Here is a 23,934-nt window from a genome sequence, read left to right on the forward strand (position 1 = left end):
GAGACGGCGGCGGAGGAACCTATTTCCTATAGGATGTTGCTTTGCTAGTGTGTACTCGCTCACACCAGCACAGTCAAGGGGTTGCTTAGGAGACGAGATGGCCCAGCAGGAAGCACGCGAGGGTCGACTCCGTCCCGCCCGTCGACTCACCCTCAGCGAGGACGTCTACGAGTCGATAAAGACCCTGGTGATGGACCACATCCTTCCCCCCGGGGAGCGGGTCAACATAGACGCTCTCGCCCGTGAGCTGGATGTCTCCCCCACACCGGTCCGCGAGGCACTCGCCCGGTTGGAAGCCGACGGACTGGTCCGCAAGCGCCCCCTGTCCGGCTACACCACCACGCCCCTGCTGAGCCGCGCCGAGTTCGACGACCTGTTCGACGTCCGCCTGCTGCTGGAGGGCGCCACCGCCGGCCGGGCCGCCACGCACGCCTCCACCGAGGAACGACAGCGGATCACCGCCGAGGCCGCGGCGAGCATCGATGTGGAGGCCGGCGACGGTTACCGCCGACACGCCGCCTTCACCGCGCTGGACGCGAGATTCCACGACCTGATCGCCGAGGTCGCCGGCAGCCCCCTGCTGCGCGACAGCGTCACGAGGCTGCACTCGCACCTGCACCTGCACCGGCTGTACTTTCCGGTCACCGGCGCTCCGGACACCAACACCGAGCACCAACGCATCGCCGCCGCCATCGCCGCGGGTGACTCCGAGGCGGCCGCCGAGGCGATGCGGGCCCACCTGACCGCCGCCCGGGAGCGCCACCTGCCCGCCTTCGACCAGCTTCCCGACCCCGGAACACCGCGCGACCCGGTGTGATCCCGCCCCCGACACACGTGAGGAGTCGCCATGCGCATCGCCCTGTTCATCACCTGCGTCAACGACGTCGCCTACCCGGCCACCGGCATCGCCGTCACCCGCATCCTGCGGCGGCTCGGCCACACCGTCGACTTCCCCACCCGCCAGACCTGTTGCGGGCAGATGCACGCCAACACGGGCTACCGGGCCGAGGCGATGCCGATGGTGCGCAACTACGTCGACGTCTTCGACGGCTACGACGCGGTCGTCGTGCCGTCCGGGTCGTGCACCGCGATGATCCGCGACCAGTACCCGCACCTGCACCCGCCCGCCGCGTCGGTGGCCGCCCGCACCTACGAGCTGTCCGAGCTGCTCGTCGACGTCCTCGGCGTCACCGACGTCGGCGCCGAGTTCCCCGAGACGGTCACCTACCACCCCACCTGCCACGGCCTGCGGATGCTGCGGTTGGGTGACCGGCCGCTGCAACTGTTGCGTCAGGTTCGCGGCATCCGGCTGGTGGAGCTGGCCGACGCCGAGGAGTGCTGCGGTTTCGGCGGCACGTTCGCCCTGAAGAACCCGGACGTCTCCACAGCGATGCTCACCGACAAGTGCGCCCGGGTCGGTGAGACCGGAGCGCAGGTGCTCGCCGCCGCCGACAACTCCTGCCTGGCGCACATCGGGGGCGGCCTGGACCGCCACCGGTCGGGCGTGCGGGCGGTGCACTACGCCGAGATCCTCGCCGCGACGGGAGCCGCCTCATGAACCGTCCGGTCGCACCGGCCACCGGCAGCGGCCGCATCCGCACGCCACTGCCCTTCCCGACCGCGGCCAGACCGGCCGTCGCCGACACCCAACTGCGCGCCAACCTGCACCGGGCCACCCGCACCATCCGGGACAAACGCGCCCGGGTCGTCGACGAGGTACCCGACTGGGAGGCTCTCCGCGACGCCGGCTCCGCGATCAAGGCAGACGTCCAACGCCGGTTGCCGGAGCTGCTGGAGCAGTTCGAGGCGTCCGCCACCGCTGCCGGCGCCACAGTGCACTGGGCCCGGGACGCGGCCGAGGCCTGCCGGATCGTGGTCGAGCTGACCCGGGCCACCGGGGCCGACGAGGTCGTGAAGGTCAAGTCGATGGCGACCCAGGAGATCGAGCTCAACGAGGCGCTGGAGGCGGCCGGGATCGCCGCGTACGAGACCGACCTGGCGGAGCTGATCGTGCAGCTCGGCGACGACACGCCCTCGCACATCCTGGTGCCGGCGATCCACTACAACCGGGCGCAGATCCGGGAGATCTTCCAGCGTCGAATGCCCGACGTGCCGGCCGACCTCAGTGACGAGCCGTCCGCGTTGGCCGAGGCGGCCCGCGCGCATCTGCGCCGACGTTTCCTCTCGGCCCGGGTCGCCGTGTCCGGCGCCAACTTCGCCATCGCCGACACCGGCACGTTGGTGGTCGTGGAGTCCGAGGGCAACGGGCGGATGTGCCTCACCCTCCCGGAGACGCTGATCAGTGTCGTGGGCGTCGAGAAGCTGCTGCCGACCTTCACCGACCTGGAGGTCTTCCTGCAACTGCTGCCGCGGTCGTCGACCGGTGAGCGGATGAACCCGTACACCTCGATGTGGACGGGCATCACCCCCGGTGACGGGCCACAGGACGTGCACGTGGTGCTGGTCGACAATGGACGGTCTGCGGTGCTTGCCGACCCGGTCGGGCGGCCGGCGCTGTCGTGCATCCGCTGCTCCGCCTGCCTGAACGTCTGCCCCGTCTACGAGCGGGCCGGCGGGCACGCGTACGGCTCGGTGTATCCGGGGCCGATCGGGGCGATCCTGTCACCTCAGTTGACCGGCGTGGCCGACAACGCGTCCCTGCCGTACGCGTCGACCCTCTGCGGCGCCTGCTACGACGTGTGTCCCGTGAAAATCAACATTCCGGAGATCCTGGTCCACCTCCGCCAGCAGGCACCGCATCCGCTGGCCGAACGCGCCACCATGGGCGTCCTGTCGTGGGTGATGCGCAACCCTCGGCGCTGGGCCGCCGCCCTGCGCCTTGCCCGGACCGGCGCGGGCCCCCTCGGGGCGTACCGCGAACGGCGCACCGGGGCTCGGACGCTGCGCCGGCTGCCCTGGCCCGTCTCCGCGTGGACCCGGTCGCGTGACCTGCCGCTGCCCGCGGCGCAGACCTTCCGAGAATGGTGGGGAAAGCAGTGACCGCACGTGACGAGATCCTGGCGCGGCTCCGCACGGCCCTGGCCGACGACCCGCCGCCAGTGGAGGTGCCCCGCCGGTACCGCCGGGTCGGTGACCGCCCCGACCCGGTCGCCATCCTCGTCGACCGGCTGGAGGACTACCGGGCGGTCGTCCATCACGGCATCGGCTCTCTGCCCGGGCTGCTGGCCGGGGTGGACCGGCTCGCCGTGCCCGTCGACGTCCCCGCCGGCTGGCTGACCGGCTACGCCGGGCAGGTGCACCGCGACGCTCCCCCGCTGACACCGGCCGACCTCGACGCGATGGACGCGGTCCTGACCGGCTGCGCCGTGGCGGTCGCCGAGACGGGCACCATCATCCTCGACGCCGGCCCGGCGCAGGGGCGACGAGCGCTCACCCTGGTGCCCGACCGGCACATCTGCGTCGTGCGCGCCGACCAGGTCGTCGGCCTGCTGCCGGAGGCGCTGACCCGGCTGGACCCGCGCGCGGCACAGACCTGGATCTCGGGTCCGTCCGCGACCAGCGACATCGAGCTCAACCGGGTCGAGGGTGTGCACGGCCCGCGCCGGCTGGAGATCGTGCTGGTCGGCGCCTCAGGAGCGTGACGCCACCTGCTCGTCGCCCGACGTGGCCGTTTCCCGCAGCGGGATGCCCCGCAGGTTCAGCACCATGACGACACCCACGCCGACCACCAGCGCGATGTCGGCGACGTTGCCGACGAAGAACCCCGCGTAGTCGATGAAGTCCACCACGTGCCCCCGGGCGAACCCCGGCTCGCGGAAGAGACGGTCCAGCAGGTGGGTCGTCGCGCCGCCGAGCACCAGCCCCAACGCCACCGCCCAGGCGCGCGACGTGACCCGCCGCGCCACCACCGTCACCGCGACCACCGCCGCGGCCGCGAACACCGCGAAGATCCAGGTGTACGCGGCGCCGATCGAGAACGCGGCACCCGGGTTGTAGACGAGTCGCAGTTGCAGCAGCTCACCGACGACGGTGATGGTCTGCCCGTCGGACAGCGCGGACTCGGCCCAGTACTTGGTGAGCTGATCCGCGGCGAGCACCACAGCAGCGATCAACACGACGGCGCGGAACATCCCGGAACCCTAGCCGCTCGACCTCGACCGTCACCACCGACTGTTACCTGGACCGCTACCCCCACGAACTGTCCGGCGGCATGGCGCAGCGTCTGGTTACCGCGCTCGCGCTGGCACCCGTTCCGTCGCTGCTCATCGCCGACGAGCCCACCACCGGGCTGGACCGGCCACTGGTCGACCACACCCTCGACCTGCTGCGATGGACGGTGGACGCTGCGGCATCCGCTGGGTCCCACCAACAGTGGGACCCAGCGGACCGTCAGGCGGGCGGTGACTGGGCGGTGTCGGCCAGGAGCACTGGGGCGCTTCGACGGCGCAAGATCCGTCATGATGACGTCGTGGAAGACCGGCTCTATGACGTGACCAAGGACGAAAGACGGGCCGCGGTGAAGGCATTCCGTCAGCTTTCGAGTGAGGAGCGACGGGAGGCAATCCGTAGGGCCGGCCGTGGCCAGCCGCACCCGAACCCGGCGGTGGCCGGGATCGTCGAGCAATGGTCACGGGCCGTGCTGCGCCGCGCGTGGTGGAACAAGCTTCCGGGCTGGACGCAGCCCGCAGCATGCTTGGCACTCATAGTGTTCGGATCCTGGCTCGGCGCCGGAGTTGTCGTCATCCCTGGCGGTATCGTCGCGCTCACAATCGGCCTCATCGACTGGAACGGCCGGCGGACGGCGCGAATGGTGATGAACGTGGCGAGGCCTGAGGGCAGCACCGAACGGGTGCTATCCGTCTGAGCGACGATGCAATCAGGACCGGCGAGCGGCACGTCAGCACCCGTCTCGGCCGCCGAGGTGGCGCCGCCACACCGCGGCCCCTGGCTGCGCGCCCACCGACATCCGTACCGGCCGCTCGAGTGCGGCAGTGTCAAAGGACGTCGGCGGAAACCCGCCGAGCGCGGGAGTCCGGACGGCCGGCGAGGATGCCGGCGAGGATCTCCGCGCCGTCGACGACCCTCGGGCCGGGGCGGTTGAAGTAGGCAGGTCCGTCGACCACCCACACCTGCCCCTGACGCACCGCGGGCAGGTCCGCCCAACCGGGTTGCGCGCTCGCCACGGACAGCTCGTCGAAGGTTCGCTCGGGCGTGAACCCGCACGGCCCGAACACCACCACCTCGGGAGCCAGGTCCGCGACCACCGACCACAGGTGCGGGGTGCTGTGCGCACCCGGCCCGAGCAGCAGGGACCGCCCACCCGCATGGGTGATCTGCTCCGGCACCCAGTGCCCGCCCGGCATCAACGGGTCGAGCCACTCGACGAACAGCACCGTCGGCGCGCCGGGCACCGACCCCGGCAACGCGGCGAGGCGACGCTCGGCGTCGGCTCGGATCTCGGCCGCCCTGCCTTCGGTGCCGGTCAGCGCGGCCACGGCATCGACCGTGTCCAGGATTCCGTCGATGGTCCTCGCCTCCAGGGACATCACCCTGGTGTCGAGATCGATCAGGCCAACCGCGTCGTTGACCCGCTGGTAGGAGACCGCACACACGTCGCACAGATCCTGAGTCAGGATCAGATCCGGCTTCAAAGCGTCCAGCATGGCGACGTCGAGCTGGTACAACGACGATCCTCGGTGCTCGTCACCGGCGATCGCCGCCGAGATCTCCCGGCTCGTCAAGGTCTCAGGCAGGGACGTCGCGGTCACCGCCGGGATGTCGGCCAGGGCCCCCGGCGGCCAGTCACACTCGTGGGTACGGCCGACCAGTTGCCCGGTCAGGCCAAGCGTGGCCACGATGTCCGTGGCCGCCGGCAGCAGGGAGACGATTCGCACGTCCGCCTGCCTACCAGGCGCGACCGAGCCACGTCCACTCCCGGCAGCGAGGCCACGGCCGCCGACGCTACGAGCGGCGCCTCAAACCTCGTCGGCGCCGTTGAGCAGCGCCCGCCACAGGGCCAACCGGTGCTCCCGGCGGATCTCCGCCTCCCGGTAGCGACGCCGGTTCCCGTCCGTCTCCGGCAGCAGCGGCGGCACCGTTCGGCTGGTATGGCTGCGGTACTCCGCTAACACACTTCTGGCGTCAGACGAGGCGCTGGATGTGGACCTTCGGGCGCTCGTTTCTGAGGTGGCCGTGCTTGTGTTGGCGGACCTGTTCGTCCCAGACCTCCTGGTCGTAGTCGGGGTTCGGCGGGATCCACTTGTGCGAGCCGTCGCTGTAGTGGAACTTCTCGTCGCCCGGCCGCAGGATGCTCATCGGGTCCAGCCGAGGAATCGGTAGTGCAGGTGGCCGGCGGGAACGTGGGCCAAATCCTGAGCGGCGTCGACGAGCTGGGCCGCTAGGTAGAGAGCCAGTGACACCGGGGCTCGGTCGTACTCGGCTCGCAGCTCTTGGCGCCGGGTCTGGCATGGCCACTCCCCGGCGCAGCCGCCGCACGTCCAGTCGGGCTTGATGGGGTGGTGAGCGGTCACTGCGGGCCGTCCTGGCTGGGCCAGTGGCCGCGGTTGATCGGGATGCGGTGGCGGCTACGGCATGGCAGATCGCCTCCGCAGCGGCAGATGCGCCGCCAGTGTCGCCAGGACCAGACGGGCCGGTGACGGCGAGCGAGAGTCAGCGCTACCGCCAGTACGTACTCGTCGTAAGAAACTCGCTTCACCGGCTCGCCTCGGCCGCCTGCGCCAGGGTCTTCCCTGCCCTTGTCGTAGGGAGCACTGTCGTCTCCTTGTGCCAGAGCAATCTGGAGGCGTGGATGCCCGAACGCGGGGGACGCGCCGAACATCCACGCCGACGAGGACGGCCCACAGCGCCAACCGAGGGAATCGACCTCCTCGGCAACCTCCCATAGGTACCGTTGGGTAGTCAAGGGCTGACGTAGGTGGTCTACTCGTGTTGCCAACCGAGGAGAACCACGTGCCACCGCGCTACCGCTACGAGCAGATCGCCGACGACCTCGCCGAACGCATCGCGTCAGGCGAGTTCCAGCCCGGCTCCAAGCTGCCCAGCCGGCGAGAGTTGATCGAGCACTACGGGGTTACCGAGCCGGTGATCGACCGTGCCATGCAGGTGCTACGGATCAAAGGGATGACCGAAACACTTCCCGGCGTTGGCGTCTTCGTCGCCGAGTAGATCCCTCCGCCGAGCCAGCCGCCGCGACCGCGATCCCTCGCTTGGAAGCTCCGTGCACCACGCGTCCGCGCTCGTCCGCGAGTGGTTCTGCACTCGCGGACGGTGTCCCTCTCCGTGCCCGTCTCGACACCGCTGTTCGGGATCGTTGCTGTCGGAGTCGGCCACGGCGGGCGTCCGGCACCGTTGCCATCGCCGCAGGCAACCCGGCACGATCGATTCGTGACTCCCGAAGAAGCCCACCTCCACTGCGAAGCAGTCTCGTGGATCAGCCACGAATTCCCGGGCTGGGTGCGGGTGCGCCTCGTCGACGTCAACAACACGTCGTGGTACTTCGTCGACAAGGTCCCGGTCTTCACGGCTGACAGTTCGCGCCTTGAGGCTCGCCTGCCTGCGCCTGTCCACATCCTGTGCAGCATCGTCGGAGGAGACGATGCTGCACTCGTCGTCTCAACCGCACCGCACGGGGTCGAAGCCGAGGACGGACAATGCCTGTTCCGGGTGGATCCGGGCCAGCTCGACCGGCACACGGTTTAGGAAGGGAGTAGCGCTCAGTGCGCAGACCCCCATCTACCAGGGCGCACGCGCAGCAGCTTCCCGACGAACGACTTGATCATTCCGCGCATGTTCCGGATCTTGCAGATCGAGCCGTCCGTGTATCACCTCGGCCAGCTCGTCTAGCTCTGCCCGTCGCGCGATTAACTTTACCGGAATATCCTTCTTTGCGGCGCAGCCCGGAGTGCGAGTCATGGACGCCTCCGAGGCAGAGGCGGAACTAAGTTTCCGCCGGTCAGACGAGGCATCGTCTGAGTGCCGGGGTTAAAACCCGCCGGGCCGCAGTCATGCCGTACCAACCTTTCTCGGGCGCTGTCTAGGATTGCGGCATTTGTCGCACTTGCAGGTACCATCAATGCGATAGGCTGCGCGCACCGATTGGAAGGAGACTTGGGTTGAACAACCCATTCAGCTTGAAGAAGCCGCGCGCGGCTATCGCTGCCGCAGTCATTGCCCCGGTTGCGATGTTGCTCGCACTATTGCCCGTGCCGGCGTCGGCGGCGACCCCGAAATCGAGCGACGCCTCCACCCTGCAGGCGGCGTGTTCCACGTATATCTACGCGTATGCCAACTATCGCCTTGTCAGCGCAAATCTTAGTTCGCCCCCCGACTACCCGCTACAAGCCCGCGCTTCCTCCCAGGGATCGTGGGAAAATTTCCTGCTCGTGCCATACAACGGCCAGTACGCTATCTGGTCATATGCCGCCAGCCGGTACGTGACCGCCAATGTCAGCGGGACGGGCGGTGGTGCGCTGCAGGCGAAGGCCACCAGCATCGGGCCATGGGAATTGTTTACCATCGGGATTGAAACCGATACTCCCGTATCCCACTGGATAAAGTCCTCGGCTAACGGCAAGTACGTGACCGCCAATGTCAGCGGGACGGGCGATGGTGCGCTGCAGGCGAAGGCCTCCCGCGTCGGGGCATGGGAGCAGTTTGAATTCGCTTACTGTGCGTTCGGGTAATATTCCTGTTAGGCGAACCGTCCCCTGCATCGAGAGATGTTGAAGGTTCATCCCGTCCGCCGTCGGCCCGCCCTCCTAGGGGAGCGGGCCGCCGCCCGGCCCGCCACGTCAAGCGGACCTTGACACAGGTTCGGACGCTGGCGGGCCGGGCGGTGGTCTGCTCGGCTCGCCCGGGTCGACGGTGGGCGGGATGGCCTACCGCGACCACCCACGGAGCGTGACCCGCCGACGGAGCCCCGGCCATCCTGGAGCCGGAGCGCCCCCGCCGGAGGCGCCCTAACCGCAACTCCGCGACCGCTGCCACCTCGCCGTTGCGGCCGACGTCCGCTCCCCTACGCCGCGCGGGCTCGTGACCGCGCGGCCCGGCCGGCTGCCGGCCCACCGCACCACCGTCAACGCCCCTGTCGTTCTGCGGCGGCCCTCCGGGCTTCCCGCTCTCCGCGCCAGCCGCCGGGCGTCAGCGTGACGGCCGCAGAGCGACAGCGGCAGCGGCTGGCGCGCGCCCTGGCGGCGGCGCGTGCGGCCCGTTGCGGGCCGCCTTGAAGACGTACAGAAACTTTGCACAACATCGCCGGCAGTCCGGTGTCGTACTCCGGTTGACCCGTGACAGTTCGACTCCACATGATGGGTGACATGATCAGTTGGCGTCGTCGCCTGCCGGACTCCAGTGTCTCGGACGTACAACGCGACATGTGTCGACGCTTCGCGGTCGAGCCAGCGCCGCCGGAACAGCGAACGATGGTCGGCCTCGCACTGTCGCGCCCACGCCACCTGGAACCGCTTAACGCCCTGCGGCACCCGATCGCAGCCAACAGCAACGGCTGGTTCGTGTGGCGCGGCGCCGCGATCCCCCAGGAAGACGACAACTTCTTCGCACCCTTGCACGTTGAGCACCTGGACGAGCACGCCCCAGAGCTTGGGCCGTACCTCGCACTCCCACCAGGTTGGGGCGTGGTACTCGCACCCGGCTACGAGGACGTCTGGTACGACGAGACTCTTCTCGACATCTGACCTCGGTGCGGCGGTGACAGGCCGGCAGGTAGGTCAGCCCTAGCCGATCATGTAACGAATCATCCGGCACGAATCCGTAACGCATCAACTGGAGCCCGACATTTGTCGGCAGCCGCTGTCCGGTCTCGGGACCTGCGTGACACATCGGTATCAGGACCTGCGTGACACTCCGCTGAGTGTTGGTGGAGATGAGCGTGATGGAACAGCGGTATCGAGCCGTCCAGGACGTGCTTGCCGGATCCACGGTCACGGACGTCGCCGAACGATTCGGAGTCTCCCGGCAAGCGGTGCACCGCTGGCTGGCCTGGTATCAGGACGAGGGCCTGGAAGGGCTGGCCGATCGGTCGAGCCGGCCGCGCTCCTCTCCCGGGCAGACGTCGCCGGAGGTGGAGGCGCTGATCTGTGAGCTGCGCCGGTCAACGCATCCACGTCGGCATCGCCCATGCCGACGCGACCCTCACCGTAGAAGCCGCCGACACCACTTCCGCGTCCACGACGGCGACCAGATCCTCACCGAAGTGCCTCGCACCACCGTTAAGCCGATCGCCCGGTTCAAGGTTCGCAAGCCCGAACCCTCGCGGCGCAGAACTGACGGTCAGGTCGAGTCGGAGTATGCAAGGTGAGTGCCGCAGTGCCGGCAGCGGAACAGGAACGCGGTGACCGGGCCGTCCTTGCTGAGCGATTGCAAGTACCAGTCCTTTTCCTCCGCCGACCAGCCAGACCCGGCCATCTCCAACCGCAGGTAGTTCACAGCGTCAGGAAAGTCAGCCAACTCAGGCGCACCGACCTCGCCTTGGAACTCCGCCGCGTCAGCGCAGTGGTGCAACCACCGCTCCTGCTGCCAGCCGGCGAATCCCGGCGTTCGGCGCAGAACCACCTCCATCACATCCGACGGGACCTCTTCTGGCACCCGCCAGTGCGCATCGGTGAACTGCGCGTCGAACATCGCCGCCGCTCGGCCGTCCGCGATGCACCAAGGACACAGCCTCCTGCGTAACTCCTCAACCGCATACACCGGGCCGACATACGTGAAGGGCCGCCGCTGACCACAACACGCACACACCACCTCGGCGGCCACGACCGAACCCGTCGCCACAGGGTCTGGGTGGTAAGGAAATTGCGGAAGACCTTCCTGATCAGCTAGCACCGGCCGATCCTAGGGCGCTACCAGCCAGCCGCTCGACCCCCACGCGGTTACCCTGACCTGAAGATCGTCTAGCCGGAGGTGTCACCCACGTCCCGAGACTGATCTGTCACGCACGTCCTGAGACCCGACATTTGCCGGCAGCCGCCGACACGGCCGGCAGAACAGCCTTCAGTCGGCTGTCCTCCCGTCGGCTGACGTTCAACAGTCGTCCGCCAACTGAGCGACGTCAGCGCGGATCGCGGCACGTCATGCGTTCAGCCGAGGATAGGCCGACCCTCGGCGATCTGCTCTTCCACCGGCGACCGGACCAGGACAGCCATGGGTCCGCGCCCGACTTGGGCACGACCGCAGGCCCGTTGCCGACCAACGCATCGGAGATCCGGCCTGACTCGACGAAGGCGCGGGACTGGTAGCTCACGGACCACGCAGCCCTGTGCTCCTGCACACCGGTGATCACCCATTCACCGCTACGGATCTCGTCCATGCGGTCAGCGAGGAAGGCAGATGCGATCTCCGAGCCTCTTCATCGGTCATGCTCGCGACCTTAACGCGGGGACGACGTGCAGAACCGGGAGCGAGCCGCCCTCGCCGAGGTGTGGGGGCGACCGCGATCTCATGTCTCCCTCGGAGCGGGGGGGCACTCCGATGGAGCCCACCAACCTTAGCCACTCTTTCGCCCGACTCCGGGAAACCGCCGGCCTGCCTGGTGTCCGCCTCCACGGCCTGCGGCACACCGTGGTCTCGCTACTGATGGAGCTGGGCTCACCGCCGCACGTCGTTCAGGCCATCGCCCGGCACGCCGACGTGAAGATCCCGTTCAAGGTCTACGCTCGCGCCACCCTCGACGCGTGCGTCAGGCTCTCGTGAGTCCTCTTGCGTGTCAACCGGTCGACCCAGGGCGGAGCCGGTCACGAGAAGCCTCATGGAATTGGAGCCCTCCGGCCGGGATCGAACCGGCGACATCTCGCTTACAAGTCCTGGGCAGGTCGTCCGGTTGCTCACCCGCGTTAATGTGTCCCGTGATCGTATGGCTCAACGGCACCCACCGCGCCGGCAAGACGACGACCAGCTCGCTCGTGCAGCAACTGATCCCGGACTCACGGGTATTCGACGCCGAAAAGGTCGGCGAGATGCTCATGACCATCACGCCGGGACTACCCGAGACTGACAACTTCCAGCACTGGCCGCCGTGGCGGCAACTCGTCGTCGAGACCGCCCGCCGCGTGCTCGACTACACCGGCGGCACGTTGGTGATACCCATGACTGTCCTGGTCGAGCAGTACTGGCGCGAAATCAGTACGGGCCTCGCCCAACATGCCATCCCGGTAAGGCACTTCGTCCTTCACGCTGACGAAGACACCCTCCGCGGACGTATCGAGGGAGAACACCGCGTTCCGTCTGCGTTCCGTCTCAAGTACCTCGAGCCCTACGCCGACGCGGCCCGCACGTGGCTGCATGCCGAGGCCGAGGTCATCGACACCACGCACCTGTCTCCCGCCCAGGCCGCCGCGCAGATCGTCCTCCGAGCTACCGGGGAAAGCTCAGGTGCCTAACCTCGGCTTGGAATCGCGCTGATTGGCACTCTGGATAATTGCGCCAGCCAGCAGACAGGCACGGAGCGTTCAGGTCAACGCCGTAGGGGTATCGGTGCTGGCTGATGTTGACCGCTGCATCGGACACGCCGGCCGCTTTGGTGTGAGCTGATCTCGACGCAAAGCCTCCGGGTACGGTCAAGCCCGTGGGCCTTCGATCGGCGAACTTATGCGGCCTCCTTCCTGAGCTGCAGTGACCTAACGACGCTCACGCGCAGGGCTACTCGGACCGGTCAGCGCCGCAACGGGCGGACCGAGCGCTTCTCAGCCCTCGGCGCCGTCGAGCAGCGCGCGCCGTAGCGCCAGGCGGTGCTCCCGGCGGATCTCCGCCTCCCGGTACCGTCGCCGGTCCCCGTCGGTCTCCGGCAGCAGCGGCGGCACCGTACGAGGCTGACCGTCGTCGTCGATGGCGACCATGACCAGGTGGGCGGTGGCCACGTCGGTGGGCGGCACCGCCCGGTCCCACCGGTCGGCGGTCACCTTGACGGCCACCTCCATCGAGCTGCGGCCGGCCCAGGTGATCCGGGCGTCGACGTGCACGACGTCGCCGACCCGCACCGCGCGCAGGAACGCCGTCTCGTCGATGGCGGCGGTCACCGCCGGCCCGTCGGAGTGCCGTGCGGCGACCACACCGGCGACGGAGTCGATGAGGTTGAGGATCCGGCCGCCGTGCACCGTACCCATCAGGTTGGTGTGGTGCTGGTCCATGATCTGCGACAGGGTCAGGTGCGACGCCGACGGCGCTCGGCCGGCGATCGTGGTGGTGTCGTGCACAGCGGTAGTCCGTCCCTCGGGAAACCACACCGCCGGGTCGCGGGCACACGCTGACGAGGACGCGCCCGCGCCACACGCACGGCCCGTCACCCGCTCAGCCCACCCACGAGGCCGACGGCAGCGCACACGGTTGTGTACGCGGCGCCGGCAGGTCTTCGGACTCGCGGGCCTGACCGGTCGCGCCGGTCCCCTACTGGCCGTCGCTTCCCAGGCCTGCTGGCCCAGTGCTGATGACGGCGGTCGTTCCCACTCACCGCTGCGGGGCAGCCCCGGATTTCCACCGGGTTCCCTCTTACGACGCCCAGTCGGTCACGACGGGGCGAACCAGCGCCGCCGGCAGCATAGCTGGCCAGGGAATCCGCCCGCCTGGCGCGTCGTACCGCGGCCGCGCGGCGTCCTCGTCATCAACTTTTGCCATCTGAGGAAAAAGATCGCCACCTCTTGAAAAAAGTCTCAAGGCGGTGAGGATATTCAAATGCGTCGTCTCCCTCAGACTTGCGGGCGGGTGGTCTCGGGCCTCCTCGCGTTCCTCCTCGCCTCGGCGGTCGCCCTCCTCGCGTCCGCCCAACCCGCCGCAGCTCACGGGACTCTCGCCATGTCCACTCCGGAGAGCGGCGCCACGGTGAACGAGCCGTTGACGTCGGTACAGCTCTACTTCACCGAGAAGGCCGCCGCCAACGCGTTCTTCACGATCACCGCCCCGGGCGGCGTCCGGGTCGACAACGGCTGGTCGTACGGGGAGCCGAAGCCGCTGGACAAGCCGGTGCGGGAATACTTCCTGGTCAACGGGCAGTTCGAGCCACGGGAGTACACGACGGGGTTCCCCGCGGTGGTGCCCGTCTCCCACCTGCCGGCCAAGGGCCAGTACTCGGTGAGCTACCTGTCGGTGGCCTCGGACGGCGACACCGTGCGGGGCACGTTGACCTTCCGCTACAACGGGCGGGTGACGGCAGCGCCGCAGGGGTGGAGTGCGCCGTCGACCCAGCCGGACCCGGCGCTGGTGGCCGCCACCGAGCAGCACGGATCATCCGGGCAGGGATCGGCGGTGCCGACCACCGCAGTCGAGTCCGTGGCCCCGCCGTCCGCGGCTGCGGCGGCCCCGCCGACCGGGTCGACCGAGGAGAGCGACTCGGGGGCACTGGCCTGGATCGGCTGGGTGGTGGCGGTCGCGGCGGCCGGGGCGGTGGCAGGATTCGTCGTCTGGCGTCGCCGATCGGCTTCCACCGGCAGACCCACCGGCCGGGGCCGTACCTCGTCGGCGAACTCCGGCCGACGCGGCGGCGGCGCCCGTTCGACGACCAGGACCGGCGCCGGCCGGACCGTCGGTGCCAAGCCCAGCGGCCGCAAGGTCGGCGGGGGCAGGGCCAACGGTGGCACGGTCGGCGCGGCGACGGTCGACCCGGGCCCACGGCCCGACACGGACCTCGCCGCCGTGACACCTGGGTCCCGGCTGAGCAACACCCACCTGGCGCTGCTGGTTGGTGGGCTGGTGATCGCCCTGCTGGCCGGGTTCGGGTTGGCTCGCATCGGGACCGGCGACGAGAGCCCGGCGGGCGGCACCGCCCGTCCGCCCGCCGCAGGGCAGGCGGAGTCCGCGACCGACGGGCACCAACACCCTGCGGGCACCGGGCCGCACACGCATCGCGGTGACGGCGCGACGGGCGAGACGCTGGCGACCGGGACGACGGTCAGCGCCGGTGGGTACACCCTGCAACCGCTGGAGCGGTCCCAACCACCTGGTGTACGCGCGGACTACCGTTTCCGCATCGTCGGGACCGACCGGCAGCCGGCGACGCGTTTCGCTGTCGTCCACGACAAGCCGTTGCACCTGATCGTGGTGGGCCGCGACCTGTCCGGCTACCAGCACCTGCACCCGACGATGGCGCCGGACGGCACCTGGAGCGTCCCTGTGACGCTGGCCCGGCCCGGCGGCTACCGCGTCTACGCGGACTTCTCCGTCACCGCGACCAACGGCACGCAGGTCCCTCTCGTGCTGGGTGTCGACCACACCGTGCCCGGCGCGCACACCCCGACCGCGCTGCCGCCGGCGCAGGCCGAGACGACGGCCGGGCCGTACGCGGTGTCGATGAACGGCACCCCGACGGTGGGGGTGACGGCACCGATCCACTTCCAGGTCAGCGGCGCTCCGACCACGCCGGTGCAGTTGGAGCCGTACCTGGGCGCGTACGGGCACCTGGTCGTCGTCCGCGAGGGCGACCTCGGGTACGTGCATGTCCACCCCGAGCCGGAGCTGGTCGACGGGTCGGTCAAGTTCTGGCTGACCGCGCCGAGTTCGGGCCGGTACCGGGCGTTCTTCGACTTCCAGGTCGCCGGCAAGGTGCACACCGCCGAGTTCACGATCAACGTGCCCTGAGACCGGAACTTTCTCCCTGCTGCGGCCGACCATCCAGCCAGCAGCAATCATCGGAGGAAGAACACATGCGCACCACCAGCCCGCTCGGTTCACGCCGCTCGGCCACCGTCCTCACCGCCGCCATCCTGGCGGTGGGCGCCGCCGGTTGTGGCTCGTCCGACTCTCCGTCGGCGGCGCAGCCGAGCCCGTCCGTGTCGGCCTCGGCCAACCCGGACGCCGGTGTGATCGGCATTCGTGACCCGTGGGTCAAGGCGGCCGACAAGGGGATGACGGCGGCCTTCGGGACCCTGGTCAACGACGGCGACAGCGATGTCACGCTGACCAGTGCCACGACCTCGGTGTCGTCGATGGAGCTGCACGAGATGGCCATGAAGGACGGCAGGATGGTCATGCGGCAGAAGCAGGGCGGCATCGTGATCAAGGCCAAAGGCACGCACGCGCTGGAGCCCGGTGGCGACCACCTCATGCTGATGAGCCTCACCAGGCCCGTCCAGGCCGGCGACGAGTTGACCTTCACCCTGACCTTCGCCGACGGCAGGACCCAGCAGTTCCGCGCGGTGGCCAAGCCGTTCACCGGCGCGCAGGAGAGCTACGCCCCCGGGCACGGCGAGCCCATGCCCGGCATGAGCGCTACGCCGGGGATGAGCATGAGCCCGGCATCGTGACCGGGACGGCACCCGTCCGGCCGGTGAGCAGGCGCGGCCTGCTCACCGGCGGGGCTCTCGCCGTCGGTGGTGCCGTGGCCGGCGGGGCCGCGATCGCCGCGACCCGCGCCGGGCAGACCGGAGCACCTCCGGCGACCGCTGCCGACACGACGCTGGCGTCGACCGTCGGCGGCCTGGTCGAGCCGTTCCACGGCGCCCGGCAGGCCGGGGTGGCCACCGAACCGCAGGCGCACGCGGCATTCGTCGCGTTGACCCTGCGGGCCGGAACCGACCGGAGCGCGTTGGGCCGGATGCTGCGGCTGCTCACCGACGACGCGGCCCGGCTCACCCGGGGCCAACCCGCCCTGGCCGACACCGAGTCCGAACTCGGGCTGCTACCGGCGCGACTGACGGTGACCTTCGGCTTCGGGCCCGGCCTGTACCGGGCCGCCGGCGTCGACGACCGGCGGCCGGCCTCGGTGGTCGACCTGCCGTCGTTCCGCGTCGACCGGCTCCAGCCGGCCTGGTCCGGCGGTGATCTGCTGTTGCAGATCTGCGCGGACGACGCGATCACCGTCGCCCACGCCCAACGAGTCCTGATCAAAGACAGTCGGCCCTTCGCCACCGTCCGCTGGATCCAGCAGGGTTTCCGGCGCAGCCCCGGCGTCGAGCCGGGCGGCCACACCCAACGCAACCTGTTCGGCCAGCTCGACGGCACCGCCAACCCCCGGCCCGGCACACCGCTGGACACCGCCCTCTGGGTGCCGGACGGCCCAGCGTGGCTGCGCGACAGCACCACGCTGGTGGTGCGGCGCATCAGCATGAACATGGAGACCTGGGACCTGCTCGGCCGTGCCGATCGCGAGCTCGCCGTCGGGCGGCGGCTCGACACCGGCGCTCCCCTCACCGGCACCGCCGAGCACGACGAGCCGGACTTCGCCGCCACCGGCCCCGACGGGCTCACCGTCATCCCCGACTTCTCGCACCTCACCCGGGCGCATGTCACCGACGACCGGCTGAAGATCCTGCGCCGGCCCTACAACTACGACGGGGTGCCGACAGCCGAGGGCCACGCCGACAGCGGGTTGGTCTTCACCTCGTACCAGGCCGACATCGCCAGGCAGTTCCTGCCCATCCAACGCCGGCTGGCCGACCGGGACCTGCTCAACGAATGGACCACGCCGATCGGGTCCGCCGTCTTCGCCATCCCACCCGGATGTCCACCGGACGGTTGGATCGGCGAGCAGGTGCTCGGATGACCCCCGCCAACCGGAGACTCGCCATGACCGTGCCGCCGTCCCGTCGCACCGCCGTCCGGCTCGGCGCGGCGGTGCTCGCCGTCGTCGTGGCACTGCTCGTCCCGGCTGCCCCGGCTTGGGCGCACAACTCGCTCAAGTCGGCGACGCCGGCCCGGGAAGCGACAGTGCCGAGCCCACCGACCGAGGTCACCCTCGAATTCATGCAGCGGCTCGACCCCACCTTCACCACCATCGTGCTCACCGACGCTGCCAGGCGGAAGCTCGCCACCGGTGACCCGGTGGTCGTCGGGGCGAAGAGCACGGTCCAGGTGACCGACCCACTGCCGAACGGGACGTACACGGTCGCCTACCGGGTCGTCTCCGCCGACGGGCACCCGGTCCAGGGGTCGTACCCGTTCACGGTGGCCGACCCGGCGTCCAGCGCCGCGCCGGTCGCCGACCCCGGTACGTCGGCCGCTGCCCCGTCCGCCGTCGCCGCGGTGCCGACCGACGGCGGCCCGGGTGCCGGCGTACTCGTCGCGGGTGCCGCGCTGGCCGCTCTCGTCGTGGTGGCGGCTGGGCTGCTGTGGCGGCGGGCCGCCCGTCGCTGACCCGACCCGCTCTCGCCTCTCCGGCACCCGTCGGAAGCTGATCCGCGAGGGCCGGTCACAGTGGTCAGACCACCGTCTGCTTTGTGGTCGGCAAGGCGTCGACCATCGACTTCTGCACGTTGATCGTGTCCGCGATGATCTCGTGGGGCGTGTTGGCCATCCACTGCATCACCGAGATGTCCTCGAAGCGCGGGTGCCGGAACATCTCCAGGAACACCAGCGGTTCGTCGCCGGTGTTCTCGATGTAGTGCCCGTACGCGAACGGCACGTAGCCCACGTCGCCGGCCTGGAAGTCGAACGTCCGGGCGGCGGCCTGGGCCGCGAAGACGCCCATCCGACCGGTGCCGGAGATGTAGTACTGCCACTCGTCGGTGGTGGGATGCCAGTGCAGTTCGCGCATTCCCCCGGGCTCGACCTCGACGAGGGCGGCGGCGGTGGTCACGGACGCGGCGAAGTTGGTCGAGTCGGTGACCCGTACCGTCCCGCCGCGGAAGCGTTGCGGGGTCTGGGCGGTCATCCGGTGTTTGAAGCTGCGCGGGATGTCACCGGTGGGGCTGATCACCCGGTCCTGTTGCAGGGGCGGCGGCACGTCGCCCTGGAAGATGTACTTCTCCCGCTCGGGCAGGTTCTCCATCTGTTCCATCGTCCAGCCGAAGTTCTTGGCCAGGACGTGCCGGGGCGTGTGGGCGAAGAAGTCGCTGAGCAGGAAGGTGTTGTTCTCCGAGAACGCCCCGTCGTTGAAGACGAGCAGGAACTGCGCGCCCTCGTCCAGCGCCTGGATGTTGTGCGGCACACCCTGCGGAAAGAACCACAGGTCGCCCGCCTTCACGTCCTCGATGAAGTTGCGTCCCTCGTGGTCGACCGCGCTGATCCGGCAACTGCCGCTGAGCATGTACGCCCACTCCGACTGCTGGTGCCAGTGGATCTCGCGGTATCCGCCCGGCTCCAGACCGAATTGGACGCCGGCCATCTGGGTGGCGATCGGCAGATCCCGGGCGGTGACCTCGCGGGTCCAGCCACCCTTCTCCACCCGGGTGTGCGCCTGGGAGAACGAGAACTTCAGGTTGGGCACCAGTCGACTGTCGGTCGTCGGCGGCACCACCAGGTCGGGGTTCTGCCGCTCAAGTGCGATGTTGCGGCCGGGGATGGGCGGGCCGCCCTGGTCGCCGCGTCGCGGCTGGGGATCGCTGTTCGCCATGATCGCTGTCTCCTCACTCCGGTTGGGCCGGGTTGGGCGCGGACACGGATCCGCCTCGCAGGCGTGGCCGGGACGGCAGCCCCAGCAGGGTGCGCACCGAGGACCACCCGTACTGGACCGTGATCGCGGCAGGAACCGCCACCGCGGTCGCCACCACCACCAGGCGGGTCCACGGCGGAGCGTGGCCACCCGCCCCGGTGCTGGCGAACACGACGAGAGCCAGCAGTACGACCCGGAGCCGGTGCACGCCCGGAAGCCCGGGCCGCCCCGGCTGCTCGCCCCGATCGTTGGCTGTCGAACAGCAGTCGGGCCGACCCGTTGCGCTGCTCGGCAGCCAACCATCGAGGGGCGACGTGGAGTGAGCCATGCTTTCGATGATCGGGGCCGGTGCGGCGCCGTCGCATCACGTGATCGCGCCATTACGGCACGCCAAATCCGGGACGTCGTGGGCCATTCGGCGCAATCGCGCCGGTTCGTCGATCTGGTCGCCCGCCTCTGCCGCCATGGCTAGGCTCGGTCGCAGGACGGCATTTCGACGCGCCGGGTAACCACCGGGGAGAACGCCATTGTCCGAATCATCCTTCAACGCCGGAGCGATCCCGGCTGACGACATCGCCGCCGACGCCGAGCAACGACAACGGTGGCTGTTCGCCGCGGCGGATCAGCTCCGGCTCGACGGGCGCGGCCAGGCTGCCCTGCGCGTCCTCGCGGTGGAGATCGCCGCGAATGGCCGCGGTGAGCGACACCGTGCCCTGCTGCTCGGTCGCCTGGCACAGATCGCGGCGCTGGAGCCTCCGTCGATCGCCCTCGCGGGCCTACGGGAGTCGCTGAACCAACGGCTGGACGGCCCCAGCCGAGCCACTCTGCTCGCCGTCGTCGCCACCATCGCTGCCCGCACCGGACATCCGGACGCCGACGCCCTGCTGCGCGAGGCGGGCACCGCGCACGCCACATCGGGCGACCGGTCTTCCGCCCGCCACCTCGCTCTCGGCCGGGCCGCCCGCGCGCTGTCGCACGGAGATCTGCCCGGCGCGCACGCCGTCCTGACGGCCATGGACCCGGACGCCAGGGCGGCCCGACGGGACGCCACCTCGGTCCGAGCCGAAGGAATCCTGGTGCAGCTCGGTCTCGGTCGGCACCAGGATGCCCGGACGGCGATCGGTCAGGCCTTCGACGACACCACCTCGACCGGTACGCCGCTGAGCGGCACCCTGACCGCCCTGGACTGCCTGCGCATGGTCGCGGTGGGCGAGTTGCCCGAGGCTGCCGCCCTCGCGGCCACCAGGCTCGGATCCGATTCGGTGGACATCAGCCAGGAGACACGTGCCCTGCTGGTCACGGTCATCGCGGAGGTGCACCACCGCCGGGGCGATCACCACGCGGCGCGCGCCGTCCTTCGTGCCTGCCTGACCCGGAGACGGTGGCCGGACAGTACGGTGTGGACTCCCGCCTTCTGCGTCGCCGTCCGCGATCCGGCCCTCAGCGAGCCGTCGAGCCTCCTCAACAGCATCGTCGCCGACCTGCACCGGTCGGTGCGGTCGCTCCTGCCGGTGCCGCAGTTCGGCCCCCGCCTGGTCCGCGTGGCAGTGGCCGCTGGCGACACGCAGGCCGCGCGCCGGGTCACCGAACTTGTCGCACTGGTGGCCACACGGACTCCGGTCCCGCTGTGGCAGGCACTGGCGGACCAGACCAGAGGGCTGCTCGATCGCGACCCCGACGCACTCCGCTCGGCGATCGCCGGGCTGCGCACCACCACCGCGTGGCCGGCCCTGGCCGACGCGTTGCTCGACCTCGCCAACAGCCCCCGGCTGCATCCGACCGAGGCGTGGGACGCCGCGCACGAGGCGGCTGCCCTCTACGCCCGCATCGGCGCGCCGGGCGACCAGGCGACCGCCGACCGGAGATGCGCCGAACTCGCGGCCACCCCACGCCGTCGGTCGTCGGTCGACGAGTCGCCCCGCACGGGCATCGACGCGCTCACGCCCGCCGAGGAGCGGGTGGCCGAGATGCTCGCCGCCGGTGCCACCAAGAAGGAGGCGGCCGGGCACCTCTTCGTCTCGTTCCACACGGTGGACACCCAGCTCCGGTCCATCTACCACAAGCTGGGTATCAACAACCGGATGCAGCTGGTGCGAGCCTGGGACCGGTACAGGTCGACAATCGGCTGATGACCGAGCCATCCGACGGTCTGGCGGTCAACTCCCTGACGTGGCCGTCACTTCTCGCTGTCGAGCAGGTCCATCATCGGCGCCGCGTACCGCTGGCCGGAGGCAGCACCGGCCGGCACGGCACGCTCGATCTCGTCCAACGTCTCCTGATCCAGCGTCAGGTCGGCTGCGGCCAACGACTCGGCCAGCCGATCCCGCCGCCGCGCGCCGACCAGTGGCACGATCTGCTCGCCCTGCGCGGCGACCCAGGCGATCGCCACCTGACTCGTGGTCGCCCCCAGCCGCTGGGCGACCCGGCCGAGCGCGTCCACGAGGCGCAGGTTCGCGGCCAGGTGCTCGCCCTGGAACCGTGGGCTGTTCGCCCGGAAGTCCGTGCCGGTCAGCTCACGGTCGGCCGACCAGTGCCCGCTGAGCAGACCTCGGGACAGCACACCGTAGGCGGTCAGGCCGATGCCCAGCTCGCGCAGCGCCGGCAGGATCGTGGCCTCCGGGCCACGCGACAGCAGCGAGTACTCGATCTGGACGTCACTGATCGGTGCCACGGCGGCGGCCCGACGGATGCTGTCCGCGCTCACCTCGGAGAGCCCGATGTGCCGGATGTAGCCGGCCTGTTGCATGTCGAGCAGGGCGCCCACGGTCTCCTCGACCGGCACCTGCGGGTTCAGTCGCGACGGCCGGTAGATGTCGATGTAGTCGGTGCCCAACCGGCGCAGCGAGTACGCCAGCCGGTCCTTCACCGCCGCCGCCGACACGTCGTACGGTGCCGCCTGGAACCCGCCGTCCGGTGTCCGGCGCGCGCCGAACTTGACGCTGATCACCAGCTCCTCCCGGCGGCGCTCCCGCAGCACCCGGCCGATCAGCATCTCGTTGTGGCCCGACCCGTAGAAGTCGGCGGTGTCGACCAGGTTCACACCGGCGTCGATCGCCGCGTGCAGGGTCGCGATGCTCTCCGCCTCGTCGGCCGGCCCGTACAGGTCCGACATGCCCATCGCGCCGAGGCCGATGATCGACACTTCCGGCCCGGAGGCACCCAACTGTCGCCGTCGTAGACCCGTCATGTTCCTCGTCTCCTTCGGTCGTCGTCGCGGTGCGTCCTGCTGTCGGGGCACCGTTGTGTACGCTGTGTCCATATAAACAGCACGAAGACACTCTGTCCATATAACCGGAGGGACCAGTGGCCCAGCTCACCCCGGACGCGAACACGCCACCCCGGCGTGGCCGTGGCCGCCGACCCGCCGACCAGGTACGCGCGGAGATCCTCACGGCCGCCGGTGATCTGCTGCTGGCCGAGGGCATGGCCGGCTTCACCATCGAGAAGGTCGCCGCCCAGGCCGGGGCGAGCCGGATGACGATCTACAAGTGGTGGCCCTCCAAGGGGGCACTCGCCCTGGACGGCTACTTCACCGTCGTCGCGCCCACGCTGGCCTTCACCGACACCGCCGACATCGTCGCCGACCTGACCAACCAGCTTGTCGCCTTCGTCCACCTCGTGCGCGACACCCCCGCCGGGCGGGTCATCGCCCACCTCATCGCGCAGGCGCAGACCGACCCCGAGCTGGCCGACGCCTATCGGCAGCGCTACTCGGGCCCCCGCCGGGCCCTCGCCGTTGAAGCCCTCACCCGAGCCATGGCCCGGGGGCAGCTACGCGCCGACATCGACCCCGAGTCCGTGGTCGACCAACTCTGGGGCGCCTGCTACCACCGGCTCCTCGTCCCCGACCTGCCGCTCACCGAGGACTTCGCCCGCACCCTGGTCGACAACCTCGTCCGTGGGCTGCGCTGACCGGCCGACCGCCGCCTCGCGTCGCGGGGCTCACTCGGGTGGCGTGGCCCCCGACTGCTCGCTGACCATGTACGCCGCGTACCAGTCTGGCCAGTTCTCGTCCCGCTGGCCGGTGCGCTCCTCGTGCTCGCCGTGGGCGGCAGCCGCGCGTCGCATCGCGCTCGCCAGGTCGGTCGCCGAGCCGTACGACGTCAGCCCACTCTCGATCCGACCCGGAAGCCTGTTCGTGATCTCCTGCATCAGCCAGGTGTTGCCGTCCGGGTCGCGGAACGTGGCGCGCGAGACGTAGCTGCGCCGCTCCGGGTCCAGCCCGTCGACCGGGCCGGCCGGGCTGACGTGGAAGACCCCGCCGACCTCGACACCGGCGGAGACCAGGGCGTTGCGGGTCGCCTCGATGTCGGACACGACCAGGTAGGCCATGGCCGAGCCGGGCGCCGCCGGCGTGAGCCCGGCGCCGAACTGCACGGAGCACCCGGAACCGTGCGGCGTCAGCTGGACGATGCCCGGCGGCGTCTGGTCGAGGCGCCACCCGAGGCGTAGGTAGAACGTCTTCGCGCGGTCGACGTCCGACACCGGGATGACGATCACCTCCAGCTTCATGTCGACGCCCTCGACGCCCGACATGCCGCTCGCGTCGCCCTGAGCACTCTTCGGGCTCATCGCTGCCCCTTCCGATCACCACGGAACCGCCTGCGTCTCTGCGGGATGCCGCGTTCCCGACATCAGCCGGA

27 protein-coding genes, 2 pseudogenes and 1 riboswitch are annotated in these 23,934 nt (G+C 70.0%); of the genes and pseudogenes, 18 read left to right on the plus strand and 11 right to left on the minus strand.

The genetic code is table 11. The features are described from left to right. Positions 1-97: 97 nt before the first annotated feature. From GA0070619_RS16115 to GA0070619_RS16130, 4 genes are read left to right on the plus strand one after another with little or no spacing between them, the layout of a single operon-like run. Positions 98-817 carry a GntR family transcriptional regulator gene (locus tag GA0070619_RS16115; RefSeq protein WP_088948841.1) on the plus strand — a complete coding sequence of 240 codons (720 nt, stop codon included), beginning with the start codon at positions 98-100 and terminating at the stop codon, positions 815-817. 30 nt (positions 818-847) lie between these two features. Continuing rightward, positions 848-1,558, plus strand: coding sequence for a (Fe-S)-binding protein (locus GA0070619_RS16120; protein ID WP_088948842.1), 711 nt, complete (start codon positions 848-850; stop codon positions 1,556-1,558). After that, on the plus strand, positions 1,555-3,000 hold the full coding sequence (locus tag GA0070619_RS16125) for a LutB/LldF family L-lactate oxidation iron-sulfur protein (RefSeq protein WP_088948843.1): 1,446 nt from the start codon (positions 1,555-1,557) through the stop codon (positions 2,998-3,000). The genes GA0070619_RS16120 and GA0070619_RS16125 overlap by 4 nt, the downstream gene beginning before the upstream one ends. Then, positions 2,997-3,602: a LutC/YkgG family protein gene (locus GA0070619_RS16130; RefSeq protein WP_231927058.1), complete on the plus strand. Its 606-nt coding sequence runs from the start codon at positions 2,997-2,999 to the stop codon at positions 3,600-3,602. The genes GA0070619_RS16125 and GA0070619_RS16130 overlap by 4 nt, the downstream gene beginning before the upstream one ends. Here GA0070619_RS16130 and lspA read toward each other — a convergent pair. After that, positions 3,591-4,091 (minus strand): signal peptidase II, encoded by a 501-nt coding sequence (gene lspA, locus GA0070619_RS16135; RefSeq protein ID WP_088948844.1) that lies wholly within the window; start codon positions 4,089-4,091, stop codon positions 3,591-3,593. The genes GA0070619_RS16130 and lspA overlap by 12 nt on opposite strands. A 47-nt stretch (positions 4,092-4,138) precedes the next feature. Here lspA and GA0070619_RS34220 point away from each other — a divergent pair. Then, positions 4,139-4,288 (plus strand): annotated as a pseudogene (locus GA0070619_RS34220) (ATP-binding cassette domain-containing protein); the annotation flags it as partial. Between the two features lie 667 nt (positions 4,289-4,955). Here GA0070619_RS34220 and GA0070619_RS16145 read toward each other — a convergent pair. From GA0070619_RS16145 to GA0070619_RS32815, 3 genes and pseudogenes are all read right to left on the minus strand, one after another. Continuing rightward, on the minus strand, positions 4,956-5,855 hold the full coding sequence (locus GA0070619_RS16145) for an ABC transporter substrate-binding protein (RefSeq protein ID WP_088948845.1): 900 nt from the start codon (positions 5,853-5,855) through the stop codon (positions 4,956-4,958). An 81-nt stretch (positions 5,856-5,936) separates the two neighbouring features. Further along, positions 5,937-6,062 (minus strand): annotated as a pseudogene (locus GA0070619_RS16150) (acyl-CoA thioesterase); the annotation flags it as partial. 40 nt (positions 6,063-6,102) lie between these two features. Further along, positions 6,103-6,276 (minus strand): hypothetical protein, encoded by a 174-nt coding sequence (locus GA0070619_RS32815; RefSeq protein ID WP_172862051.1) that lies wholly within the window; start codon positions 6,274-6,276, stop codon positions 6,103-6,105. Positions 6,277-6,906: 630 nt separating this feature from the next. Between GA0070619_RS32815 and GA0070619_RS16165 the strand changes: the two genes are divergently transcribed. The 5 genes from GA0070619_RS16165 to GA0070619_RS34110 all read left to right on the plus strand — a co-directional run bounded on the left by GA0070619_RS16165 (position 6,907) and on the right by GA0070619_RS34110 (position 10,297). Beyond that, the gene (locus GA0070619_RS16165) at positions 6,907-7,146 is read left to right on the plus strand and encodes a winged helix-turn-helix domain-containing protein (protein WP_088948848.1); all 240 of its coding nucleotides are present in this window, start codon (positions 6,907-6,909) and stop codon (positions 7,144-7,146) included. Between the two features lie 219 nt (positions 7,147-7,365). Next, the gene (locus GA0070619_RS16170; protein ID WP_157744017.1) at positions 7,366-7,680 is read left to right on the plus strand and encodes a hypothetical protein; all 315 of its coding nucleotides are present in this window, start codon (positions 7,366-7,368) and stop codon (positions 7,678-7,680) included. 413 nt (positions 7,681-8,093) lie between these two features. After that, on the plus strand, positions 8,094-8,663 hold the full coding sequence (locus GA0070619_RS32415) for a fascin domain-containing protein (RefSeq protein WP_157744018.1): 570 nt from the start codon (positions 8,094-8,096) through the stop codon (positions 8,661-8,663). 603 nt (positions 8,664-9,266) lie between these two features. Then, complete coding sequence (locus GA0070619_RS16180; protein WP_231927059.1) at positions 9,267-9,674, plus strand: immunity protein Imm33 domain-containing protein; 408 nt, start codon at positions 9,267-9,269, stop codon at positions 9,672-9,674. Positions 9,675-9,850: 176 nt separating this feature from the next. Further along, on the plus strand, positions 9,851-10,297 hold the full coding sequence (locus GA0070619_RS34110; protein ID WP_371409184.1) for a helix-turn-helix domain-containing protein: 447 nt from the start codon (positions 9,851-9,853) through the stop codon (positions 10,295-10,297). Here GA0070619_RS34110 and GA0070619_RS16190 read toward each other — a convergent pair. Further along, a complete protein-coding gene (locus GA0070619_RS16190) occupies positions 10,270-10,752 on the minus strand; it encodes a CbrC family protein (protein WP_231927060.1) in 483 nt (160 codons plus the stop codon). The genes GA0070619_RS34110 and GA0070619_RS16190 overlap by 28 nt on opposite strands. Before the next feature lie 295 nt (positions 10,753-11,047). After that, on the minus strand, positions 11,048-11,305 hold the full coding sequence (locus GA0070619_RS34115) for a YrhB domain-containing protein (RefSeq protein WP_088948852.1): 258 nt from the start codon (positions 11,303-11,305) through the stop codon (positions 11,048-11,050). 161 nt (positions 11,306-11,466) lie between these two features. Between GA0070619_RS34115 and GA0070619_RS16200 the strand changes: the two genes are divergently transcribed. Both GA0070619_RS16200 and GA0070619_RS16205 read left to right on the plus strand, forming a co-directional pair. Next, positions 11,467-11,688 (plus strand): tyrosine-type recombinase/integrase, encoded by a 222-nt coding sequence (locus GA0070619_RS16200; protein ID WP_231927061.1) that lies wholly within the window; start codon positions 11,467-11,469, stop codon positions 11,686-11,688. A gap of 152 nt (positions 11,689-11,840) precedes the next feature. After that, on the plus strand, positions 11,841-12,374 hold the full coding sequence (locus tag GA0070619_RS16205; RefSeq protein ID WP_088948853.1) for a DEAD/DEAH box helicase family protein: 534 nt from the start codon (positions 11,841-11,843) through the stop codon (positions 12,372-12,374). Positions 12,375-12,677: 303 nt separating this feature from the next. Here the strand turns inward: GA0070619_RS16205 and GA0070619_RS16210 are convergent, their stop codons facing one another. Then, positions 12,678-13,121, minus strand: a complete 444-nt coding sequence (locus GA0070619_RS16210) for an acyl-CoA thioesterase (protein WP_371409895.1) — start codon at positions 13,119-13,121, stop codon at positions 12,678-12,680. Positions 13,122-13,316: 195 nt separating this feature from the next. Next, positions 13,317-13,531, minus strand: a riboswitch (cobalamin riboswitch). Positions 13,532-13,662: 131 nt separating this feature from the next. Between GA0070619_RS16210 and GA0070619_RS16215 the strand changes: the two genes are divergently transcribed. The 4 genes from GA0070619_RS16215 (at position 13,663) to GA0070619_RS16230 (ending at position 18,054) form a co-directional block, all read left to right on the plus strand. After that, positions 13,663-15,561 carry a copper resistance CopC family protein gene (locus tag GA0070619_RS16215; protein WP_088948855.1) on the plus strand — a complete coding sequence of 633 codons (1,899 nt, stop codon included), beginning with the start codon at positions 13,663-13,665 and terminating at the stop codon, positions 15,559-15,561. Positions 15,562-15,626: 65 nt separating this feature from the next. Continuing rightward, entirely contained in the window at positions 15,627-16,226 is a 600-nt protein-coding gene (locus GA0070619_RS16220; RefSeq protein WP_088948856.1) for a copper chaperone PCu(A)C, read from the plus strand. Positions 16,227-16,249: 23 nt separating this feature from the next. Further along, positions 16,250-17,464 (plus strand): Dyp-type peroxidase, encoded by a 1,215-nt coding sequence (locus GA0070619_RS16225; protein WP_414855604.1) that lies wholly within the window; start codon positions 16,250-16,252, stop codon positions 17,462-17,464. Positions 17,465-17,487: 23 nt separating this feature from the next. Continuing rightward, positions 17,488-18,054 (plus strand): copper resistance CopC family protein, encoded by a 567-nt coding sequence (locus GA0070619_RS16230; RefSeq protein ID WP_088948858.1) that lies wholly within the window; start codon positions 17,488-17,490, stop codon positions 18,052-18,054. Between the two features lie 64 nt (positions 18,055-18,118). On the opposite strand, the gene GA0070619_RS16235 is transcribed toward GA0070619_RS16230, so the two are convergent. Both GA0070619_RS16235 and GA0070619_RS16240 read right to left on the minus strand, forming a co-directional pair. Then, positions 18,119-19,252, minus strand: coding sequence for a cupin domain-containing protein (locus GA0070619_RS16235; protein ID WP_088948859.1), 1,134 nt, complete (start codon positions 19,250-19,252; stop codon positions 18,119-18,121). A 13-nt stretch (positions 19,253-19,265) separates the two neighbouring features. After that, entirely contained in the window at positions 19,266-19,619 is a 354-nt protein-coding gene (locus GA0070619_RS16240) for a hypothetical protein (protein ID WP_157744019.1), read from the minus strand. Positions 19,620-19,818: 199 nt separating this feature from the next. On the opposite strand from GA0070619_RS16240, the gene GA0070619_RS16245 reads away from it, so the two are divergent. After that, positions 19,819-21,420: a helix-turn-helix transcriptional regulator gene (locus GA0070619_RS16245; protein ID WP_088948861.1), complete on the plus strand. Its 1,602-nt coding sequence runs from the start codon at positions 19,819-19,821 to the stop codon at positions 21,418-21,420. Positions 21,421-21,467: 47 nt separating this feature from the next. Here GA0070619_RS16245 and GA0070619_RS16250 read toward each other — a convergent pair whose 3' ends face one another. Beyond that, positions 21,468-22,478, minus strand: a complete 1,011-nt coding sequence (locus tag GA0070619_RS16250; RefSeq protein WP_088948862.1) for an aldo/keto reductase — start codon at positions 22,476-22,478, stop codon at positions 21,468-21,470. 116 nt (positions 22,479-22,594) lie between these two features. Here GA0070619_RS16250 and GA0070619_RS16255 point away from each other — a divergent pair, with 116 nt between their 5' ends. Beyond that, a complete protein-coding gene (locus GA0070619_RS16255; protein ID WP_088948863.1) occupies positions 22,595-23,203 on the plus strand; it encodes a TetR/AcrR family transcriptional regulator in 609 nt (202 codons plus the stop codon). Between the two features lie 30 nt (positions 23,204-23,233). Here the strand turns inward: GA0070619_RS16255 and GA0070619_RS16260 are convergent, their stop codons facing one another. After that, entirely contained in the window at positions 23,234-23,863 is a 630-nt protein-coding gene (locus GA0070619_RS16260; protein WP_088948864.1) for a VOC family protein, read from the minus strand. Positions 23,864-23,934 lie beyond the last annotated feature (71 nt).

Source organism: Micromonospora zamorensis (genome assembly GCF_900090275.1).
Taxonomy (GTDB): domain Bacteria; phylum Actinomycetota; class Actinomycetes; order Mycobacteriales; family Micromonosporaceae; genus Micromonospora; species Micromonospora zamorensis.

What these genes read in the sequence shown, in the direction of transcription:
- GA0070619_RS16260 (WP_088948864.1), bottom strand. Translation starts at nt 23,863, where the DNA reads ATGAGCCCGAAGAGTGCTCAGGGCGACGCGAGCGGCATGTCGGGCGTC.
- GA0070619_RS16250 (WP_088948862.1), bottom strand. Translation starts at nt 22,478, where the DNA reads ATGACGGGTCTACGACGGCGACAGTTGGGTGCCTCCGGGCCGGAAGTG.
- GA0070619_RS34115 (WP_088948852.1), bottom strand. Translation starts at nt 11,305, where the DNA reads ATGGACGAGATCCGTAGCGGTGAATGGGTGATCACCGGTGTGCAGGAG.
- GA0070619_RS32815 (WP_172862051.1), bottom strand. Translation starts at nt 6,276, where the DNA reads ATGAGCATCCTGCGGCCGGGCGACGAGAAGTTCCACTACAGCGACGGC.
- GA0070619_RS16125 (WP_088948843.1), top strand. Translation starts at nt 1,555, where the DNA reads ATGAACCGTCCGGTCGCACCGGCCACCGGCAGCGGCCGCATCCGCACG.
- GA0070619_RS16240 (WP_157744019.1), bottom strand. Translation starts at nt 19,619, where the DNA reads ATGGCTCACTCCACGTCGCCCCTCGATGGTTGGCTGCCGAGCAGCGCA.
- GA0070619_RS16210 (WP_371409895.1), bottom strand. Translation starts at nt 13,121, where the DNA reads ATGGACCAGCACCACACCAACCTGATGGGTACGGTGCACGGCGGCCGG.
- GA0070619_RS16235 (WP_088948859.1), bottom strand. Translation starts at nt 19,252, where the DNA reads ATGGCGAACAGCGATCCCCAGCCGCGACGCGGCGACCAGGGCGGCCCG.
- GA0070619_RS16200 (WP_231927061.1), top strand. Translation starts at nt 11,467, where the DNA reads ATGGAGCCCACCAACCTTAGCCACTCTTTCGCCCGACTCCGGGAAACC.
- lspA (WP_088948844.1), bottom strand. Translation starts at nt 4,091, where the DNA reads ATGTTCCGCGCCGTCGTGTTGATCGCTGCTGTGGTGCTCGCCGCGGAT.
- GA0070619_RS16220 (WP_088948856.1), top strand. Translation starts at nt 15,627, where the DNA reads ATGCGCACCACCAGCCCGCTCGGTTCACGCCGCTCGGCCACCGTCCTC.
- GA0070619_RS16230 (WP_088948858.1), top strand. Translation starts at nt 17,488, where the DNA reads ATGACCGTGCCGCCGTCCCGTCGCACCGCCGTCCGGCTCGGCGCGGCG.
- GA0070619_RS16115 (WP_088948841.1), top strand. Translation starts at nt 98, where the DNA reads ATGGCCCAGCAGGAAGCACGCGAGGGTCGACTCCGTCCCGCCCGTCGA.
- GA0070619_RS16215 (WP_088948855.1), top strand. Translation starts at nt 13,663, where the DNA reads ATGCGTCGTCTCCCTCAGACTTGCGGGCGGGTGGTCTCGGGCCTCCTC.
- GA0070619_RS16120 (WP_088948842.1), top strand. Translation starts at nt 848, where the DNA reads ATGCGCATCGCCCTGTTCATCACCTGCGTCAACGACGTCGCCTACCCG.